Source organism: Tardiphaga sp. OK246 (assembly GCF_900188215.1).
Taxonomy (GTDB): Bacteria; Pseudomonadota; Alphaproteobacteria; order Rhizobiales; family Xanthobacteraceae; genus Tardiphaga; species Tardiphaga robiniae.
Genome location: NZ_FZOX01000004.1, coordinates 274,474 through 292,425, shown reverse-complemented (window position 1 = coordinate 292,425; position 17,952 = coordinate 274,474). Strand labels below are relative to the sequence as shown.

18 protein-coding genes are annotated in these 17,952 nt (G+C 63.2%); 11 read left to right on the top strand and 7 right to left on the bottom strand.

What is annotated here, in order from left to right; all coding sequences use genetic code 11:
• Positions 1-26: 26 nt before the first annotated feature.
• From CHC01_RS19755 to CHC01_RS19745, 3 genes are all read right to left on the bottom strand, one after another.
• Positions 27-746, bottom strand: coding sequence for a ribonuclease activity regulator RraA (locus CHC01_RS19755; RefSeq protein ID WP_089265949.1), 720 nt, complete (start codon positions 744-746; stop codon positions 27-29).
• A gap of 12 nt (positions 747-758) precedes the next feature.
• Complete coding sequence (gene araD / locus CHC01_RS19750; protein ID WP_089265948.1) at positions 759-2,498, bottom strand: L-arabinonate dehydratase; 1,740 nt, start codon at positions 2,496-2,498, stop codon at positions 759-761.
• 97 nt (positions 2,499-2,595) lie between these two features.
• Complete coding sequence (locus CHC01_RS19745) at positions 2,596-3,081, bottom strand: MarR family winged helix-turn-helix transcriptional regulator (protein WP_502695673.1); 486 nt, start codon at positions 3,079-3,081, stop codon at positions 2,596-2,598.
• A 91-nt stretch (positions 3,082-3,172) separates the two neighbouring features.
• On the opposite strand from CHC01_RS19745, the gene CHC01_RS19740 reads away from it, so the two are divergent.
• The 6 genes from CHC01_RS19740 to CHC01_RS19715 all read left to right on the top strand — a co-directional run bounded on the left by CHC01_RS19740 (position 3,173) and on the right by CHC01_RS19715 (position 8,893).
• Positions 3,173-3,958 (top strand): SDR family NAD(P)-dependent oxidoreductase, encoded by a 786-nt coding sequence (locus CHC01_RS19740; protein WP_244558434.1) that lies wholly within the window; start codon positions 3,173-3,175, stop codon positions 3,956-3,958.
• A gap of 57 nt (positions 3,959-4,015) precedes the next feature.
• Positions 4,016-4,186 (top strand): hypothetical protein, encoded by a 171-nt coding sequence (locus CHC01_RS32660; RefSeq protein ID WP_176454644.1) that lies wholly within the window; start codon positions 4,016-4,018, stop codon positions 4,184-4,186.
• A 111-nt stretch (positions 4,187-4,297) separates the two neighbouring features.
• Positions 4,298-5,497, top strand: coding sequence for an ABC transporter substrate-binding protein (locus CHC01_RS19730; protein ID WP_089266254.1), 1,200 nt, complete (start codon positions 4,298-4,300; stop codon positions 5,495-5,497).
• Between the two features lie 21 nt (positions 5,498-5,518).
• Positions 5,519-6,376: a branched-chain amino acid ABC transporter permease gene (locus CHC01_RS19725; protein ID WP_089265945.1), complete on the top strand. Its 858-nt coding sequence runs from the start codon at positions 5,519-5,521 to the stop codon at positions 6,374-6,376.
• A complete protein-coding gene (locus tag CHC01_RS19720) occupies positions 6,376-8,175 on the top strand; it encodes a branched-chain amino acid ABC transporter ATP-binding protein/permease (RefSeq protein WP_089265944.1) in 1,800 nt (599 codons plus the stop codon). The genes CHC01_RS19725 and CHC01_RS19720 overlap by 1 nt, the downstream gene beginning before the upstream one ends.
• Positions 8,156-8,893 carry an ABC transporter ATP-binding protein gene (locus CHC01_RS19715; RefSeq protein ID WP_089265943.1) on the top strand — a complete coding sequence of 246 codons (738 nt, stop codon included), beginning with the start codon at positions 8,156-8,158 and terminating at the stop codon, positions 8,891-8,893. The genes CHC01_RS19720 and CHC01_RS19715 overlap by 20 nt, the downstream gene beginning before the upstream one ends.
• A gap of 148 nt (positions 8,894-9,041) precedes the next feature.
• Here CHC01_RS19715 and CHC01_RS19710 read toward each other — a convergent pair whose 3' ends face one another.
• Positions 9,042-9,815 carry a cyclase family protein gene (locus CHC01_RS19710; RefSeq protein WP_089265942.1) on the bottom strand — a complete coding sequence of 258 codons (774 nt, stop codon included), beginning with the start codon at positions 9,813-9,815 and terminating at the stop codon, positions 9,042-9,044.
• 147 nt (positions 9,816-9,962) lie between these two features.
• Entirely contained in the window at positions 9,963-10,961 is a 999-nt protein-coding gene (locus tag CHC01_RS19705) for a fumarylacetoacetate hydrolase family protein (protein WP_089265941.1), read from the bottom strand.
• Between the two features lie 122 nt (positions 10,962-11,083).
• On the opposite strand from CHC01_RS19705, the gene CHC01_RS19700 reads away from it, so the two are divergent.
• From CHC01_RS19700 to CHC01_RS19680, 5 genes are read left to right on the top strand one after another with little or no spacing between them, the layout of a single operon-like run.
• Positions 11,084-12,010: an ABC transporter substrate-binding protein gene (locus tag CHC01_RS19700; RefSeq protein ID WP_089265940.1), complete on the top strand. Its 927-nt coding sequence runs from the start codon at positions 11,084-11,086 to the stop codon at positions 12,008-12,010.
• Positions 12,011-12,020: 10 nt separating this feature from the next.
• On the top strand, positions 12,021-12,719 hold the full coding sequence (locus CHC01_RS19695; protein WP_089265939.1) for a GntR family transcriptional regulator: 699 nt from the start codon (positions 12,021-12,023) through the stop codon (positions 12,717-12,719).
• 5 nt (positions 12,720-12,724) lie between these two features.
• Positions 12,725-13,531, top strand: a complete 807-nt coding sequence (locus CHC01_RS19690; RefSeq protein WP_089265938.1) for an ABC transporter ATP-binding protein — start codon at positions 12,725-12,727, stop codon at positions 13,529-13,531.
• Complete coding sequence (locus tag CHC01_RS19685) at positions 13,528-14,292, top strand: ABC transporter permease (RefSeq protein WP_089265937.1); 765 nt, start codon at positions 13,528-13,530, stop codon at positions 14,290-14,292. The genes CHC01_RS19690 and CHC01_RS19685 overlap by 4 nt, the downstream gene beginning before the upstream one ends.
• Positions 14,289-15,056 (top strand): ABC transporter permease, encoded by a 768-nt coding sequence (locus CHC01_RS19680; RefSeq protein WP_089265936.1) that lies wholly within the window; start codon positions 14,289-14,291, stop codon positions 15,054-15,056. Before CHC01_RS19685 ends, CHC01_RS19680 begins: the two co-directional genes overlap by 4 nt.
• Before the next feature lie 149 nt (positions 15,057-15,205).
• Here the strand turns inward: CHC01_RS19680 and pgm are convergent, their stop codons facing one another.
• On the bottom strand, positions 15,206-16,855 hold the full coding sequence (pgm, locus tag CHC01_RS19675) for a phosphoglucomutase (alpha-D-glucose-1,6-bisphosphate-dependent) (protein ID WP_089265935.1): 1,650 nt from the start codon (positions 16,853-16,855) through the stop codon (positions 15,206-15,208).
• A gap of 311 nt (positions 16,856-17,166) precedes the next feature.
• The gene (locus tag CHC01_RS19670) at positions 17,167-17,913 is read right to left on the bottom strand and encodes a Crp/Fnr family transcriptional regulator (protein WP_089266253.1); all 747 of its coding nucleotides are present in this window, start codon (positions 17,911-17,913) and stop codon (positions 17,167-17,169) included.
• Positions 17,914-17,952 lie beyond the last annotated feature (39 nt).

The window sequence follows — 17,952 nt, the reverse complement described above, 5'->3', positions numbered from 1 at the left end:
GACGCGATGCACGCCGTGATCGCGCTCTACCGCCCCTTCTCTTTCCGCCACGCTGCGAAATCCACCAGCGTTTGCTCATCGGTCGCCGGATAGAGCCCGAAGATGCCCTTGCCCTTCTGCACCTGTTCGGTGACGAAATCCTCGAAGGCGGTCATCTCGAAGGCCTCGTTGGCGATCTCGTCGGCAAGATGCGCGGGGATGACGATGACGCCATCGCTGTCGCCGAGGATCACGTCGCCGGGAAACACCGGCGCATCGCCGCAGCCGATCGGACCGTTGATCTCGATGGCCTGATGCAGCGTCAGATTGGTCGGGGCGCTCGGACGATGGTGATAGGCCGGGAAGCCGAGTTTGGCGATCTCGGCGGAATCGCGAAAGCCGCCATCGGTGATGACACCGGCAACGCCGCGTTGCGCCAGACGGTTGATCAGGATCGCGCCTGCGGACGCCGCACGCGCATCCTTGCGGCTGTCCATCACGAGCACCGCGCCGGGCGGGCAGTCTTCCACCGCCTTGCGCTGCGGATGCGATCGATCCCGGAACACGTCGAGCTTATTGAGATCCTCACGCGCCGGCATGTAGCGCAGCGTGAAGGCCTCGCCCACCAGTGTCGGCTGGTTCGGTCCGAGCGGATGGACATCCTGGATGCACTGATTGCGGAAGCCACGCTTGTAGAGCGCGGTGGCCACGGTGGCGGTGGAGATGGTCTTGAGTTTGGCGCGGGTCGCGTCGCTGAGCTTGGTCATGGGATCACTCACTCAATAAATCACGGGTTCTTTGACCGGCGCGCCGAAGTCGGTACGCAGGAAGTCGAAGTCGCAGCCTTCATTGGCCTGCTGGATATGTTTGGTGAACATCCAGCCATAGCCGCGTTCGTAATTGCGCTCCGGGGCTTTCCACGCCGCGCGGCGCTTTTCCATTTCGGCATCGGAGATGTCGAGATTGATCGTCCGCGCATCGACGTCGAGGGTGATCATGTCGCCATTCTCGACCAGCGCCAGCGGACCGCCGATAAAGGATTCCGGCGCAACATGCAGAATGCATGCGCCGTAGCTGGTGCCGCTCATCCGCGCATCGGATAGCCGCACCATGTCGCGCACGCCCTGCTTCACCAGCTTCTTCGGGATCGGCAGCATGCCCCATTCCGGCATGCCCGGCCCGCCCTGCGGACCCGCATTGCGCAGGATCAGAACGTGATCGGCCGTGACATCGAGGCTCTCGTCGTCGATCGCCTTCTTCATGCTAGGATAGTCGTCGAACACCAGTGCCGGACCGGTATGCTTGAGGAAGCGCGGCTCGCAGGCGGACGGTTTGATGACACAGCCATCCGGCGCGAGGTTGCCCTTCAGTACCGCCAACGCACCCTCCGCATAGATCGGATCTTTGACGGTGCGGATGACGTCGTCGTTATAGACTTCAGCGCCGGCGATGTTCTCACCCAGCGTCTTGCCGGTGACGGTCATCACGTCGAGATGCAGATGGTCCTTGATGCGGCTCATCAGTCCCGGCAGGCCGCCGGCATAGAAGAAATCCTCCATCAGATATTTGTCGCCGGACGGGCGCACATTGGCGATCACGGGCACCTTGCGGCTGGCGATCTCGAAATCGTCGAGGCCGATATCCTGACCGGCGCGGCGCGCCTGCGCGATCAGATGGATGATCGCATTGGTCGAGCAGCCCATCGCCATCGCCACCGTGATGGCGTTCTCGAAGGCCTTGCGCGTCTGGATCTTCTGCGGCGTGAGATCCTCCCACACCATCTCGACGATGCGACGGCCGCATTCACTGGCCATGCGGATGTGACCGGCGTCTGCAGCGGGGATCGACGATGCGCCCGGCAGCGTCATGCCGATGGACTCGGCAATCGCCGTCATGGTCGATGCCGTGCCCATGGTCATGCAGGTGCCGTAGCTGCGGGCGATGCCGCCCTCAACCTCGACCCATTCCTTGTCGGAGATCTTGCCGGCGCGGCGCTCGTCCCAGTATTTCCAGGCATCGGAGCCGGAGCCGAGCGTCTTGCCCTTCCAGTTGCCCCGCAGCATCGGGCCGGCCGGCAGATAGATCGCGGGATAGCCGGCACTGGTGGCGCCGAGCAGAAGTCCTGGTGTGGTCTTGTCGCAGCCGCCCATCAGCACGACGCCATCGACGGGATGGCCGCGCAACAGTTCCTCGGCATCCATCGCCAGCATGTTGCGATAGAGCATGGTGGTCGGCTTCAGAAAGCTCTCCGACAGCGACAACGCCGGCAGCTCCATCGGGAAGCCGCCGGCCATCAGGATGCCGCGCTTGACGTCATCGACGCGGGTCTTGAAATGCATGTGGCAGGGCTGCGCTTCCGACCAGGTGTTGAGGATCGCGATGACAGGGCGCCCGGCCCACTCCACCGGCGCATAGCCCTGCTGCATCGCGCGCGAGCGATGGCCGAAGGCACGCAGGTCGTCCGGTGCAAACCAGCGTGCGCTGCGGAGTTGATCGGGGGTCTTCTTGTGGCCCGGCATAATTCCATCCCTGTTTCTTTTTGCTTTGGCACGACTTACTTTTGCACGATGCGAACCAGTCAAGCCGGTCGAGTGTGCCGGATTCGACTGTAGCGGTTCAAGACCGCCTGGCCAATGTCCGGTCCGGCGTCTGTGCGTCTGCCAGCCGATGCGCTTCCAGCGCCTCGGCATAGAGCGCGAGACCTTCGGCCACCTTCTGACGCTGGGCCGGAGCCAGTTGCTGCAAGGCATTGGTGACCTGCCGTTGCCCATAGGCCTCGATCGCCTCGCGGGTCCGCCGCCCCTTGGCCGTGAGCAGCAGCCGCTTGACGCGGCCGTCGCCGGCACTGGCGGCCTCCTTCAGCTCGCCGGCGTCGATCAGCTTGCGGATCATCCGGCTGACGCTGGATTTCTCCAGCCCGAGAAACGCGGATAATTCGACCGCGGTCATCGCCTCGCGCGCGCCGATCTCGAGCAGCGTATGCACCGCCGATGGCGGATAGTCGGTCGCTGCAACCGTTGCCTGCATGAAACCGAGTTCGCGCACCATCAGACGCGACGCAGCGCGGATGTTATCAATCAAATCGGCGTCAATATCGGACAATCGCAGGCTCCTTGACGATAGTTGCATGATACAACTATATTGCTGGCGACGAATAACGCCCGTGTTAGCACGATCCGTGCAAGGAATGACCATGACAACCAGTGCTGCCCAGTTCCGCCCCCGCGACCGCATGGCCGGACGCATCTGCCTCGTGACCGGCGGCGGCACCGGCATCGGCCGGGCGGCCGCGCTGCTGATGGCGCAGGAAGGCGCAGCTGCAGTGGTGATCGCAGGCCGTCGCGAGGCCGAGGGACAGGCCGCCGCCGAAGACTGCAGCCGGTTCGGCGCCGAGACGCTGTTCGTCCGCACCGATGTGACCGAGGAGGCCGAGGTCGCCAGCCTGGTGCAGGCTGTGATGTCCCGTTTCGGGCGGCTCGACGTGGCCTTCAACAATGCCGGTTATCAGGAACGGCGAGCGCCGGTCGAGCAGCAGACAGAGGCGGTCTATGACACCGTGTTCGACGCCAATGTCCGCTCGGTGTTTCTTGGCCTGAAGCACCAGATCCAGGCCATGGAACTGAATGGCGGCGGCCGCATCGTCATCAATGCTTCGGTGAGCGGCATCCGCAATCCCAATCCCGGTCTCGCGCTGTATTCCGCATCGAAAGCCGCGGTGATCTCACTGATGCGTTCGGCAGCGATGGAATGCGGGCCGCGCGGCATCCGCATCAATGCAGTGGCACCGGGCCGCGTCGTCACCGACATGATGCTGGCCTCGGGGATCGCCGACATGTCGGCCGTCGCAGCAGGCCTGCCGATCCGGCGTATGGGACAGCCGCATGAAGTGGCCGAAGCCGTGGTGTGGCTCGCGTCCGACGATGCCGGCTATATCGTCGGCCATGTGTTATCGGCAGATGGCGGCTTCAGCGCGACCTGACGGCGGCCGCGCATCATTGCGTTGCAACAGACGAGCGAGACTGCAGAGCAGCACCGTGTGACTTGCAACGGCCAGGCCCTTGGCAACGTCCTTGCCATCGTCAAAGATCACAAGCCGATTGCCAAAGCCACCGCGACAGGTCAGCCTGAGGCGATGGAGATGGATCTGCGCGTCGCGCTCTGCCACCGCGCAACATCGGCATATGTCATGACGATCCGGAGTATCTGACCGACCAACGACATCACCCACACACATCATCCGGCAACGACCGGGCGGACGAAACGGATGCCTGCATCAATGACAGGCACCGCAAAGGGAAAACACAGGGAGGAAGTCAAGATGAGCATTTCTCGTCGTGGAATTCTGTTGGGCGGCGCCGGCGCACTCGGCGCAGCAAGTTTTCCACTCGCACGTCCCGCCATTGCGCAATCGTCCGAACCGATCAAGATCGGCTGGCTCGCGGCCATGACCGGACCGAGTTCGGCGCCAACCGTCGGCTTCAACCGCGGCGTCACATTTGCCACGGAGGCCATCAATGCCGCCGGCGGCGTCAAGGGTCGCAAGATCGAGATCATCACCCGCGACACCCAAGGCGATCCGACCAAGGCCGTTAACGCCACCCAGGAACTGATCAGCCAGGCCAAGGTCCATGCGATCTGGGGGCCGGTGAATTCCGGCGAGGCACTGGCCACGACGCCATTGATGGCGCGCGCCAAGATGCCGGATCTGCATCCCTGCGTCGTCGATACGCTGATCGACCCCGCAAAATTTCCCGCCGCATTCCGCATCGCGCCGTCGAACGGCCAGTGGGACGACGCTGTCAGGAACTACTGTCTCAAGGTGCTGAAAGTCAGCAAGATCGCCGTAATCGGCGACACCACGGGCTACGGCGTCACCGCCGTGAAAGCCTCGGTCGAGGCCTTCAAGAAAGACGGCGCGGACGTGGTCTACAGCGCCAATATCGACGCGACACAGCCCGACATGACGCCGGACATGCTGCGCGCCAAGAATGCCGCTGCGCAGGTCATCGTGGTGTGGAGCGTCTCCACCGGCATGGAAGCGCGCATGTTCAACACCCGCGCATCGATGAACTGGGACGTTGCCTTTGTCGGCCATCCGTCGCTGGCATCCGGCGAACTCGCCAGCCTGATCGAGAAGCCTGCCAACTGGGAGAAGGTCTACGCCATCGGCTACAAGAGCTGCAGCTATGATTCAGCCGGCAAACTGCCGCCGAAGAGTCAGGATCTCGTCGATCGCCTGAACAAGGCCAAGGTGCCGCTCAACGACACGCTGCTGTGGTGGATCGCGGGCGGTATCGACGCCGTCGAGCTGATCGCCAGGGCTGTCGAAGCCAGCGGATCGACCGACAGCGAGGGCATCGTCAAATACTGGAACTCGCTGTCGAAATATCCCGGCTATTTCGGCAACTACTCGTTCTCACCCACCCAGCATAACGGCTATCCGACCGACGAGATCGTGATGTCGGAAGCGCGTTCCGCCAAGAACGGCACCTTCGCCCTCGCCCCCGGCTACTCGTAAGCCGGCGCGAGGACGACACACATGCTCGGCTCGATCATAGCTTCAGGCCTCGCGGCGGGCGCAATCTATGCGCTCGTCGGCATCACCTACAACACGATGTTCTCGACCTCGCGGGTGATGAGCTTCACCGCCGGACAGCTCGCCATGCTTGGCGGCGTGTTCGGCTCGCTGTTCATGCTGAAAATGGGGATGCCTACGCTGGTCGGCTTCGCCCTGACGCTGGTCGCCTGTGCGATCATCGGCGTCATCACGGAATTCGTCGCGGTGCGGCCGGTGCTGAAAAGCCTCGAACAGCATCTCTACGTGCTGTCGACGCTGGCACTGGCGCTGATGATCCAGCAGCTCACCGCGATCAAATGGGGCACCGAGCCGCAGCCCTTCCCGCGCATCGTCGGTCTCGGTACTGGCGTGTGGGACGAAAAGTTTTGGCTCCCTGTTGTGGCCTGCGGCCTCACCATTCTCGGCCTCGAATATCTCTATCGCCGCACATTGGTGGGCCACGCCTTCATGGCCATCGCGGAAGACAACTTTGCGGCGCGTGCGCTCGGCCTGCCGGAGCGTAACCTGCGCGTGGCGAGCTATGCCCTAGCCGGCGTGATCGGCGGCGTGGCCGGCTTCGCCGGCGGCGAGCTGATGCTGGCCTTCTTCGCCAATGGTGCGCTGCTGAATTTCTACGGCTTCGTGCCGGTGGCGCTCGGCGGCCTCGGCAATAATCGCGGCGCGCTGATCGGCGGCCTCGCGCTCGGCCTGTTCCAGCAGGCGGCGAATTTCCTGGTCGGCGGCATCTTCTCGTCGGTCGCGGTGTTCGCGATCTTCATCATCGTGTTGCTGGCAGCGCCCTCGGGCCTGTTCGGCTCCGCAACGGCGCGGAGGGTGTGATGACGGCGATCACCGATATTCCGACATCGCGCGAGACCACGACCAGACACTCCGTATTGCCGGCACTGCTGCCGTTCCTCGGCGTGTTCGCACTGGCGATGATCCTGCCTTTCGTCAGCAATGACTACTGGGCACTGATCGGCACCCGTGCCGCGATCTACTGGGTGCTGGTCGCCGGACTCAATCTCGTGGTCGGCTTCGCCGGTCATCTTGCCATCGGCTATGTGGCGCTGCTGACGCTGGGTGCCTACACGACCAGCGTGCTCGCTGCCGGGAATGTGTTGCCGCCGGTGCCCATCTATGGCGCCCTGATCATCGCAAGTTGCGTCGGCGCGGTGTTCGGCGTCATCGTCGGCCTGCCGGCGATGCGGCTGCGCACCTTCTATTTCGCCATGACCACGCTCGGCTTCGCCACCATCGTGACGCAGATCGCACTGGCCTGGCAGAGCGTCACCGGCGGCGGTATCGGCATCGTCGGCCCGGAATTCTCCGCGCCGTTCAACACGCCATGGGGCTTTTATTATCTGTGCATCGGCTTCGCGGCGGTGGCCACATGGCTCAGCGCCAATATCGCCTATAGCCGGTTTGGCCGCGCACTGATCGCGATCCGCGATGCGGATGTGGCGGCGGAAGCCACCGGCATTTCGAAACCGAAGCTGCTGGTGTCGATCTTCCTGCTCGCCGGTGCGATGGCGGCCTTTGCCGGCGGGCTGTTCGCCAGCCTGCAGACCTATATCACCCCGGATGCCTTCACCTTCGATCTCTCGGTATTGTTCTTCATCGCCATCCTGATCGGCGGCCGCGGCTCGATCTTGGGCCCTATGCTCGGCACCATCATTCTCACCATCCTGCCGGAGATCGCAGCTTCTCTCGCGGCGTGGTCGACCTTTCTCTATGCGGTGCTGTTGCTGCTGATCGTGCTGGTGATGCCCGGCGGCATCGCGGCGCTGCTGGATTTCAAGAGCCGCCGGCCGCTTGCCAGCAACCGCGCTATCGTGCCGCGCATTGCGGGGCTTGCCGAGGTGCTGCGCAAGACGGCCACCACCAAGACGCTGACACTGCGCGAAGTCGTCCTCACCTTCGGCAATGTCCGGGCCATCGACGGCCTCGATCTCGATGTGAAGCCCGGCCAGATCCACGGCCTGATCGGGCCCAATGGCTCCGGCAAGACCACCACACTGAATGTGATCTCCGGCTACTACGCCGCCAAGGGTGGCACGATTACGCTCGGCGATGACGCGCTGCCGCCCGGCATGCCGGAACTGCGCGCCGGCAAAGGCATCGCCCGCACCTTCCAGACGCCGCGCGTGATCGGCGAAGCCTCGGTGCTCGAGAATGTCATGGTCGGCGGCACCATCGAGGGCGAAGCGACATTCGCGGAGGCGCTGCTGTCGCTGCCGCGGCATCATCGCGACGAACGCAAGCTCGCCGCACAGGCGCGCGCGATGCTTGGCGTGGTCGGGCTGGAAGCACTCGCCGACGTCCGCGCCGACCGCCTGCAACACAGCGAATTGCGTTTCATCGAGATCGCCCGCGCCTTGATGCTGCAGCCTGACTTCCTGCTGCTGGACGAACCTGCCGCAGGCCTCTCCAGCGACGAAATCACGAGGCTGGGCGCACTGATCAAGGCGATCAGCCGCCGCGGCACCGGCGTACTCTTGGTGGAACATCACGCCGACCTGATCTTCGACATCTGCGATCAGGTCACGGTGTTGAACCTCGGCAAGATTCTCGCCGCCGGCACCCCCGCCGAAATCCGCGTTCACAAGGAGGTCGTCAGTGCTTACCTCGGAGGCTGACCCGCTGCTCAAGGTCACCGCGATGGAATCCGGCTACAGCAAGATCCGCGTGCTCCATGGCATCGACCTGCATATCGCAGCCGGCGAAGTGGTCACATTGCTCGGCCCCAACGGCGCCGGCAAGTCGACCTTGCTGCGCGCCATCTCCGGCCTGCTGCCGGTCAATGCTGCGAGCGTGCGCTTCGACGGCCGCGATATCAGCAACGGAACGCCGCGCGAGGCGGCGCGTGCTGGCCTCGTGCATGTGATCGAGGGCCACCGCGTGTTCACGCAGCAAACGGTGACCGAAAACCTGCTGCTCGCCGCCTATGACCTGCCACGCGGCGAGCGCAACGCGCGTGTCGATGAGGCGCTGTCGTTCTTTCCGGAGATCGCGGAGAAACGCCACGAGCGCGGAGCGTCGCTCTCAGGCGGACAACAGCAGATGCTGGTGGTGGCACAGGGTCTCGTGCGGCGACCACGGCTGCTGATGCTGGACGAGCCCTCTGCGGGCCTCTCGCCGGTGCTGGTCGACCGCGTGCTGACGGTGATCGCGCAATTGCAGAAACAAGGCACCGCCGTACTGCTGGTGGAGCAACTGGTGGAGAAAGCGCTGGCTGCGGCGAACCGCGTCTATGCGCTGTCCCAGGGGCGTATTGTGCTGGAAGCTGCGACAACGGAAGCGCACCTGCCGCAGCGGCTGGAGCGGGCGTATTTTGGGCATGAAGCGGCCGTTTAACACGCCGTCATGCCCGGGCTTGTCCCGGGCATCCACGTCTTTTGCACACGCTGCCAAGACGTGGATGGCCGGGACAAGCCCGGCCATGACGTTGTGAGAGAACGGAGTCTGTCAGTACATCTCCGAGCAAGGGCCCGGGCAGTTCGCGTCAATCAATAATCGCTACCGCCCTTGTCCACCCCGCCGATGCCTTCTCGATTTTCACCGGGAAGCACGACACCATGAAGCCGGTGGACGGCAGTTGTTCGAGATTGTGCAGCTTCTCGAGATGGCAATAACCGATATGCCGGCCGGCCTTGTGGCCTTCCCAGATCAGGCTGGCATCTTTCGTCTCGGCATATTTCTTCGCGGTGTAAACGAAGGGCGCATCCCAGCTCCAGCCATCGATGCCGGTCAGGCGCACGCCGCGCTCCAGCAGATACATGGTGGCCTCATAGCCCATGCCGCAGCCGGAGATGACGTAATCCTGCTGACCGTATTTGACGCCGGCGGAGGTGTTGACGACGACGATCTCCAGCGGGCTCAACGTATGGCCGATGCGCTTGAGCTCGTCCTCGACGTCCTTGGCCGTCGCGACATAGCCGTCCGGAAAATGCCGGAAGTCGAGCTTCACGCCGGGCTGCAAACACCAGTCCAGCGGCACTTCGTCGATGGTCCATGAACGCTCGCCGCGATTCATGGTGGGATGAAAATGATAGGGCGCATCGAGATGCGTGCCGTTGTGAGTCGAGAGCTGCACCAGCTCGACCGCCCAGCCCTGCCCGTCCGGCAGATCCTCGGCCTTCAGCCCGTCGAAAAACTGCAGCATCCGCGGCAGGCCCTGCTGATGATCGACATAATTGATGGTGGGATGATTACCCGGCGGATCGGCGGGGACGTCATTCTGCAGGGGAACGGAGATGTCGATGAGGCGACGGGGCATGGGATTTCCTCATTGGTTGTTTCTTGGTTTGTGGTCATGGCCGGGTTTATCCCGGCCATCTACGTCTTGCGTCGCTCGTTCCGAAGGCGTGGATGCCCGGGACAAGCCCGGGCATGACGTGGTGAGAGGTCAGTGCCTCAACAACCCTCACACGTCCTGCCGCACGACCTTGTTCTTCAGCACGCCGATCTTCTCGACCTCGAGTTCGATCTCGTCATTGTGTTCGAGATACCAGCCGAGTTCGAGGCCGCAGCCGTTGCCAACGGTGCCGGAGCCGATGAATTCGCCAGGCATCAGCGTCTCGTCCTGCGTCACATGGGCGATGATTTCCTCGAAGGAGAACAACATGCCTTCGCTGGTCGAGGACGAGCGCACCTTGCCGTTGACGCGGCATTCCATCTTCAGTCTGTAGGGATCGCCGATCTCGTCGGGGGTGACGATCCACGGGCCCAGCACATTGCCGCCATCGAAACTCTTGCCCTTGGCCGGGCCGAGGCGGCCTTCCATCTCCAGCCGCTGCGCATCGCGCGCCGAGAAATCGTTGAAGATGGTGTAGCCGAAGATGTGATCCTTCGCCTTGGCCGCGGAAATATTGGCGCCCTTGTTCTTGGTGACGATGCCGAATTCGAGTTCGTAGTCCATGACCTTGCTGTAGCGCGGCCACTTCACCGTGGTGCCCGTGCCGCGCACGCTGAAGCGGTTGGTGATGTAGTAGATCGGCTGGCGGCGATAGACTTCGGGCAATTCGCCGAGTGGCTCGGCTTCGAGCCGTGCCAGTTCTTCCATGTCACCCTTCGCACGGGCGGCCAGCTTCAACTGGCCACGCGGCGACTGCCGGATATGCAGCGGAAACGACATGCCATCGCGCATCTGCCGCGGCTCAGGCAGCGGCGCGAGAATGTCTGTGCCAGCGACATTCACCGACAGCGAGGCGTCGCTGCCGTGTTTCTCGAGGGCATTGCGCGCCGCATCGAGTGCAGCCTCACCGGCATCGATCAGCGCCAGCATCGAGTCGAAGGCCGGATTGCCTCCATCGCGGGCCGCGGCGCTGGCAAGATCGAACAGCTTGGTATCGTTGGCGTGAACGATACCGACCCTGGCTTGGCCATCCTGCTGGCCGCCGGCACGAAATGTCGCGAGCTTCACTGGCGTCTCCCACTTGCTTTTGTTCTTCGATAAAATATATGATCAAAAAAAATATCGATAAACAAGAGGCGATCGCAAAGATTGCTTCACGATCGAAAAATGCTCGGGTGAGGGAGACGACGATGACCAGGTGGATGGTGACAGCCCTATTGGCCACGCTCGCTGTGACGGGCACCGCACATGCCCAGACCAAGCTCCAGATTGGTTGCACTGCAACAACGGACTGCGCCTCGGCGATGGTCGCGGTCGATGAAGGCATCTTCAAGAAGCACGGGCTCGATGCCGAAATGATCCCCATCGGCATCAACTCCAATATCCCGGCGGCCATTCTGTCCGGCTCGATCCAGATCGGCGGCCCGACCTCCACCGTCTTCCTGCAGGCTGCCGACGGCGGCCTCGATCTCGTCGCGGTCGCCGGCGCAACGGTGATGAGCCCGACATCGAACGCCAATATCACCGCCTTCGTGCGTAACGGCATCACGATCAAGGAGCCGAAGGATTTCATCGGCAAGAAGGTCGGCGCGCCGGGCCTCGGTGCGTTTCTTCACGTGCTGTTCGTCAAATGGCTGGTCGACAAGGGTGTCGATCCCAGGAAGGTCAATTTCGTCGAAGTAACCTTCCCGACCATGCCGGACATCATCAAGTCCGGAGGTGTCGATGCCGTGCTGACCGCCGAGCCGACGGTATCGCGCATGCTGGCGGCCGGCAGCGGCAGCATCGGCGCGCGTTACGCGTCGGAGCTCGAGCGCACAGAGCCGATCATCTTCTATGCGGCCTCGCGCGAATGGGCCGAGAAGAATCCCGACACCGTCAGGAAATTTCGCGCTGCCATCGCCGAAGGTGCGGCGATCGTGAACAGCGATAAGGACAAAACCTCGACCGCAATTGCCAAATTCACCAAACAGACCATCGAACTGGTGAAGGCATCGCCGCCGAACAAGTCGGAGCCGGTGCTGAAGCCCGAGCAACTGGCATGGTGGATCGACGTCATGTCCTCGCAGAAAATGCTGGAGACCAAACTCGATCTCAACAAACTGATTCTGAAATAGGTCGAACTGAATGACGGGCCAGCCCCTTAGCAGTCCAATCGACGTATCCGGCTCGGATACGCTGAGCGAGCGTGCAGCGACACTGCTTCAGCATGACATCATTGCCGGCAATCTCGCGCCAGGCACGCGGCTTGGCATCGTCGATCTGGTGCAGCGTTACGAGATCGGCGCCACGCCGATGCGCGAAGGACTGTCACGCCTGATCTCACGTGGCCTTATTATCGGCATCGGCCAGCGCGGTTTTCGCGTCGCCGACATCAGCCGGGAGGATCTCGCCGACATCACACGGATGCGCAGCGTAGTGGAGATGGAAGCGCTGCGGCTCGCCATCGAACATGGCGACGATGCCTGGGAGGCCGGCATCCTCGGCGCGCTGCATCAGATGCGCAAGCATATCGACCGGACCGGCGATGAATTCCGCGAGGGCGCGCCGGACTTCGACAAGCTCCATAAGGGGTTTCACACCGCCTTGCTGGCGGCCTGCAATTCGAAGCGCCTGCTCGCGGCGCATTCGGAACTTTACGATCAGGCCTATCGCTACCGCAGGGTGATGATGCGCGGCTTCGACAGCGGCAGCCGCTTTGTCGCAGCCCATCAGCTTCTGGCCGATCGCGTGCTTGCGCGCGAAACCGGTCCTGCGCAGGCCATGCTGACGTCGCATCTGCACTCGACGCTCGCTTTCGTCTATCCGCCCGGACAGGGAGATTGAGCGCGATGACATCCATTGCCCTTCGCAAGGACATGCCGTCCGCCCAACCCGAAAAGTCGCAGATCGCGTTTTCCCATGTCACGCTGGATCTCGGCGGCAAGACGATTATCGAAAACATCAGCCTCGACGTGAAGCCCGGCGAGTTCCTCTGCATCATCGGCGCCTCCGGCTGCGGCAAGACCACGGCGCTTCGCCTCGCCGCCGGCCTGTACCAGCCGACATCCGGACATGTCAGCTTCGACGGCGAACCCATGCGCGCGCCGCGGCGCGACGTCGCCATCGTGTTTCAGGATTACGGCAAGGCGCTGCTGCCATGGCGCACCGCCGCCGGCAATATCGCGCTGGCGCTGGAAACCATCGGCATGCCCAAGGCCCAGCGCCCGGCCCGCATCGACGAATTGCTGAAGAAAGTCGGGCTGCCCCATCACGCCGCGAAATATCCTGCCGAGATGTCCGGCGGCATGCAGCAGCGGCTGCAGATCGCACGATGTCTGGCGCAGGAACCGAAAGCGCTGCTGATGGACGAGCCGTTCGGCGCGCTCGATGCCATGACTCGGCAGGGGCTGCAGGACGAGGTCCTGTCACTGCTCGATGCCAGCAAGGCCACGGTGATCTTCGTCACTCATGATCTCGAAGAAGCCATTTATCTGGGCGACCGCGTGGTCGGCCTGCTGCCGCATCCCGGCCGCATCGGCATCGATCTCAAGATCAACCTGCCGCGCCCGCGCGATCAGTTGACCACGCGCGAGAACCCGGAATTCCTGCGGTTGCGCCGCGAATTGTTCGACTTCATCAAGGCGTCGGAAGCATGAGGTCCGAGCGCCTGAAAGCGGCGATCCTTCCGATGAGCCTGCTCATCGTGCTGGAAATCTGGGCGCGCTCGGTCGATATCCATAGCGATGCATTGGCACCGCCGAGCGCCGTGGCGCTGGCGCTGTTTCAGGCGGTCGGCGACGGCTCCATCCTGGCGGCGACGCGCGACACGCTGGCTTCGGCCTTTGCCGGCCTCGTGGTCGGCGGCGCCATCGGCCTGTTCCTCGGAATTGCACTCGGTATCTTCCAGCCGCTGGATCGGCTGATGGAAGTCACCATCGAATCCCTGCGGCCGGTCCCCTCCATCGCGCTGCTACCAATCGCGCTGATCGCGCTCGGCTTCGGCTATCGCATGGAAATTGTCATCGTCGCCTTTGCCTGTGTGTGGCCGATCCTGATCCTCAGCCGCGCTGCGGTGCGCAGCATCGAGCCGCGGCTGATCGAAGTCTCCCGCGCGCTGCGGCTGTCGCCAGGCGACCGCGTCCGCAAGATCATCATTCCCGCGGCACTGCCGCGCATCTTTCTGGCCTTTCGCCTGGCGGCCGGCATTGCTCTGATCGTCGCCGTCACCGTGGAAATCGCGATCAATCCCATCGGGCTGGGCGCCGGAATCATGATTGCGCAGCAAGCATTGCGCCCGGATCTGATGCTCGCTTATCTGCTGTGGATCGGCCTGATCGGCTATGCGCTCAATGCCGGATTACTGGCAGCGCAGCAGCATCTGTTTGGCCCCGCGGCGCTGGCGGGAGAGGTCCGATGAACTGGGCACTCACCCTCTGGCGCCTTGCCAGCTTCGCCGTGGCTGCAGGCCTGATCGCGCTGTGGCAGTTGATCGCCAATCTGAAACTGGTCTCGCCGGTGTTCCTGCCCGGCCCCGATCGCGCATGGGCCGCGCTGATGCGCGGCTTCAGCAATGGCACGTTGCTGGACAAGACAATCGGCACCCTCGAACACATGTTCTATGGCTGGCTGGTCGCATCGGTCGTCGGCATCGCACTCGGCGCCATGATCGGCTCGTCCAAGGCGATGCGCAGCTATGTCGCCCCGTCGCTGGAGTTCCTGCGGCCACTGCCCGTATCGGCGATCATTCCCGTCGCCATCGCTCTGTTCGGGTTGACCCAGGGCATGGCACTCTTCGTCATCGCTTTCGGCGCGATCTGGCCGATGCTGCTTGCGACCGTCCACGGCTTCGGCGCAGTAGAGCCGCGTCTCTATGAGGTCGCGCGCTCGCTGCACATGTCGCGCCTTGCCGTGATCTTCAAGATAGCGCTGCCATCTGCCAGCCCCGATATCATTTCCGGCATGCGGCTGAGCCTGACTGTGTCGCTCATCCTCGCGGTGGTCTGCGAAATCCTCGCCGGCCTCGATGGATTAGGCCACTGGGTGCTGCTCTCGGCGCGCGCATTCCGTTCGCCGGATCTGTTCGCCGGGGTGATCCTGCTCGGCGTGATCGGCTATGTCACCGCGCTGGCGATGTCGATGGTCGAGGCGCGACTGCTGAAGTGGCGGACGAGCGGGCATTAGACCACTGGCCGAAACCACATACTCGTCATTCCGGGGCGCGCGCATCTTCGCGCGCGAACCCGGAATCCCGGAGTGGCTTGGCTCCGTGGAGACTCCCATATCGAGATTCCGGGTTCGCTCGCCGCTGGCGAGCGCCCCGGAATGACGAGCTATTTGGCAAACACCTTCGAGATCGCCGCCTGCGCATCTGCCTGGATCTGCTTCAGATGATCCTCGCTGCGGAAACTCTCCGCATAGATCTTGTAGACGTCCTCGGTGCCGGACGGCCGCGCGGCGAACCAGCCATTGGCGGTCGAGACCTTGATGCCACCGAAGGACTGGTCGTTGCCGGCCGCCTTGCTCTCGGTCTTGGTCACGGCATCGCCGGCGAGCTCGGTCATGCCGATCTGCTCCGGCGTGACCTTCTTCAGCACGTTCTTCTGCTCGGGCGTGGCCGCCGCGTCGATGCGCTCGTAATAAGGCACACCGAATTCGGCGGTCAGCTTCTCGAAACGCTGGCTCGGATTTTCCTTCGTCACCGCGGTGATCTCGGCGGCGAGCAGGCCGAGGATCAGGCCATCCTTGTCGGTGGTCCACACCGTGCCGTCCTTGCGCAGGAACGACGCGCCGGCGCTCTCCTCGCCGCCGAAGCCGAACGAACCATCGACGAGACCGTTCACGAACCATTTGAAGCCGACCGGCGTCTCGACCAGTTGGCGGCCGAGCTTGTTCACCACGCGATCGATGATGGCGCTGGAGACGATGGTCTTGCCCACCGCCGCATCCTTGCGCCAGTTCGGACGGTGCGCGAACAGATAGTCGATGGACGCCGCGAGATAGTGGTTCGGATTCATCAAGCCGCCGGTGCGGGTGACGATGCCATGACGGTCGGCATCGGTGTCGTTGGCGAAAGCAACATCGAACCGGTCGCGCATGCCGATGAGCTTGGCCATCGCATAGGGCGATGAACAGTCCATGCGGATCTTGCCGTCCCAGTCCAGCGTCATGAAGCGAAAGGTCGGATCGATCGCGGTATTCACGATGGTCGCATCGAGCTTGTAGCGCTCAATGATCGGCTGCCAGTAATGCACGCCGGCGCCGCCGAGCGGATCGATGCCGATCTTGACGCCTGATGCGCGGATCGCCTCCATGTCGACGACATCAGCGAGGTCGGTCACATAGGGCGTGATGAAATCGTAGCGCTTCACGAATTCGGATTTGCGCGCACGCGCGATCGGGATGCGCTTGACGCCAGCCATGTCGTTCTCGAGGAAGCCGTTGGCAGCTTTCTCCATGATGCCGGTGATGTCGGTATCGGCCGGGCCACCGTTCGGCGGATTATATTTGAAGCCGCCGTCTTCCGGCGGGTTGTGCGACGGCGTGACCACGACGCCATCGGCCAGACCAGACGAGCGGCCCTTGTTGTAGGTGAGGATGGCGTGGGAGATCACCGGCGTCGGCGTATAACCGTCGTCCTGGTCGATCCGCACATGCACGCCATTGGCGGCGAAGACTTCCAGCGCGCTGACCAGCGCCGGTTCAGCCAGCGCATGGGTGTCGATGCCGATGAACAGCGGTCCGTCGATGCCGGCACCCTTGCGGTAATCGCAGATCGCCTGGCTGACCGCGAGGATGTGGTTCTCGTTGAAGGAATTGTGGAGCGCGGAGCCGCGATGGCCGGAGGTCCCGAAGGCGACGCGCTGGGCGGGGATGGACGGATCCGGCTTGCCGGCGAAATAGGCCGTCACCAGCCGAGGCACGTTGACCAGCAGGGATGGATCGATGGTTTTGCCGGCCTGCGGACTCACATGAGCAGCCATTTGTTCTCCTTCGCACACCAAGAGCCCAGACGCGGCGCAACCGTCGCGGGGGTCAGGACTCATGGCATGTTTTGGAGGACAAATCAGCCGGTTATGAGGGGCATAGGCAGGCTGCCGAAGGGCTCAGGAATGCCCGAAGGTTCGGCGCGAGACCCAGGCCAGCGGCAGAGCTAAGCAGACGAACATCGTGACCACGGCGGCGGCAACCAGCATACTGTCGAAAGGCATATCTCTTCTCCTTGAGTGACGGAGAAGAGTGTGAGCGCGGCAGGACACGCTCACCTTGAGCTGCATCAAAATGCAGCGCCGCATTACGCCGCGGCGAGCTGATCCAGCCGGTCGGTGGACAGCAGCCGCACGCCATCGGGCACCACCAGCACGGTCTTTTCCTTGGCGAGCTTGGTCAGGGTGCGGCTGACGGTTTCAATGGTCAGGCCGAGATAGTCGGCAATGTCCTGGCGGCTCATGGGCAGCGGCACGTTGACCGACATCGCGCCGATGCGGCCATAGCGCGCCTGCAGGTTCAGCAGGAAGGCGGCGACCTTCTCGTCAGCCGTGCGGCGCCCGAGCAGCAGCATCTGGTCCTGCGCAAGGCTGAGTTCATGGCCGGCAAATTCATGCAGGCGGCGCAGCAGATGCGGCTTGCCATCAACATAGCTGAGAAACTGGGCGCGGGAGAAACGGCAGACTCGCACCGACGTTACGGCCTCGGCGGCGACGCCGTAGCGGTCCATCAGCGCAAGTCCCAGGAAATCACCGGGCAGCGCAAAGCCAACGATCTGGCGACGGCCATCGGGTAGCGACTTGTAGAGCCGGACGATACCTTCGGTGACGTTGAACACGCTACCGGCGAGCGCGCCCTGATCGAACAGCATGGTCTTGGCCGTGAAATTCTTGACCTGGCTGAGGCGATCGAGTTCGTCGAGTTCCGCCGGTTCCAATGCGCCGCAGACGCTGAACAGGCGCACCTTGCAATCGTCGCAGCCGTTGGTGCTGCGGCCGTGCTTGCAGTCGCGCTCTCCGGCACAGGTCTCGGCCGCTGGTTCCGCGAAGGTCATGGCACTGTCCATCTTCGGTTTGGTCATATGTGGCAGGTC

Excerpts from the sequence above, each read along its gene's own strand:
- CHC01_RS19690 (WP_089265938.1), top strand. The coding sequence starts at position 12,725 with ATGACATCCATTGCCCTTCGCAAGGACATGCCGTCCGCCCAACCCGAA.
- CHC01_RS19725 (WP_089265945.1), top strand. The coding sequence starts at position 5,519 with ATGCTCGGCTCGATCATAGCTTCAGGCCTCGCGGCGGGCGCAATCTAT.
- CHC01_RS19710 (WP_089265942.1), bottom strand. The coding sequence starts at position 9,815 with ATGCCCCGTCGCCTCATCGACATCTCCGTTCCCCTGCAGAATGACGTC.
- CHC01_RS19740 (WP_244558434.1), top strand. The coding sequence starts at position 3,173 with ATGACAACCAGTGCTGCCCAGTTCCGCCCCCGCGACCGCATGGCCGGA.
- pgm (WP_089265935.1), bottom strand. The coding sequence starts at position 16,855 with ATGGCTGCTCATGTGAGTCCGCAGGCCGGCAAAACCATCGATCCATCC.
- araD (WP_089265948.1), bottom strand. The coding sequence starts at position 2,498 with ATGCCGGGCCACAAGAAGACCCCCGATCAACTCCGCAGCGCACGCTGG.
- CHC01_RS19720 (WP_089265944.1), top strand. The coding sequence starts at position 6,376 with ATGACGGCGATCACCGATATTCCGACATCGCGCGAGACCACGACCAGA.
- CHC01_RS19670 (WP_089266253.1), bottom strand. The coding sequence starts at position 17,913 with ATGACCTTCGCGGAACCAGCGGCCGAGACCTGTGCCGGAGAGCGCGAC.
- CHC01_RS19680 (WP_089265936.1), top strand. The coding sequence starts at position 14,289 with ATGAACTGGGCACTCACCCTCTGGCGCCTTGCCAGCTTCGCCGTGGCT.
- CHC01_RS19700 (WP_089265940.1), top strand. The coding sequence starts at position 11,084 with ATGACCAGGTGGATGGTGACAGCCCTATTGGCCACGCTCGCTGTGACG.
- CHC01_RS19695 (WP_089265939.1), top strand. The coding sequence starts at position 12,021 with ATGACGGGCCAGCCCCTTAGCAGTCCAATCGACGTATCCGGCTCGGAT.
- CHC01_RS19755 (WP_089265949.1), bottom strand. The coding sequence starts at position 746 with ATGACCAAGCTCAGCGACGCGACCCGCGCCAAACTCAAGACCATCTCC.
- CHC01_RS19685 (WP_089265937.1), top strand. The coding sequence starts at position 13,528 with ATGAGGTCCGAGCGCCTGAAAGCGGCGATCCTTCCGATGAGCCTGCTC.
- CHC01_RS19730 (WP_089266254.1), top strand. The coding sequence starts at position 4,298 with ATGAGCATTTCTCGTCGTGGAATTCTGTTGGGCGGCGCCGGCGCACTC.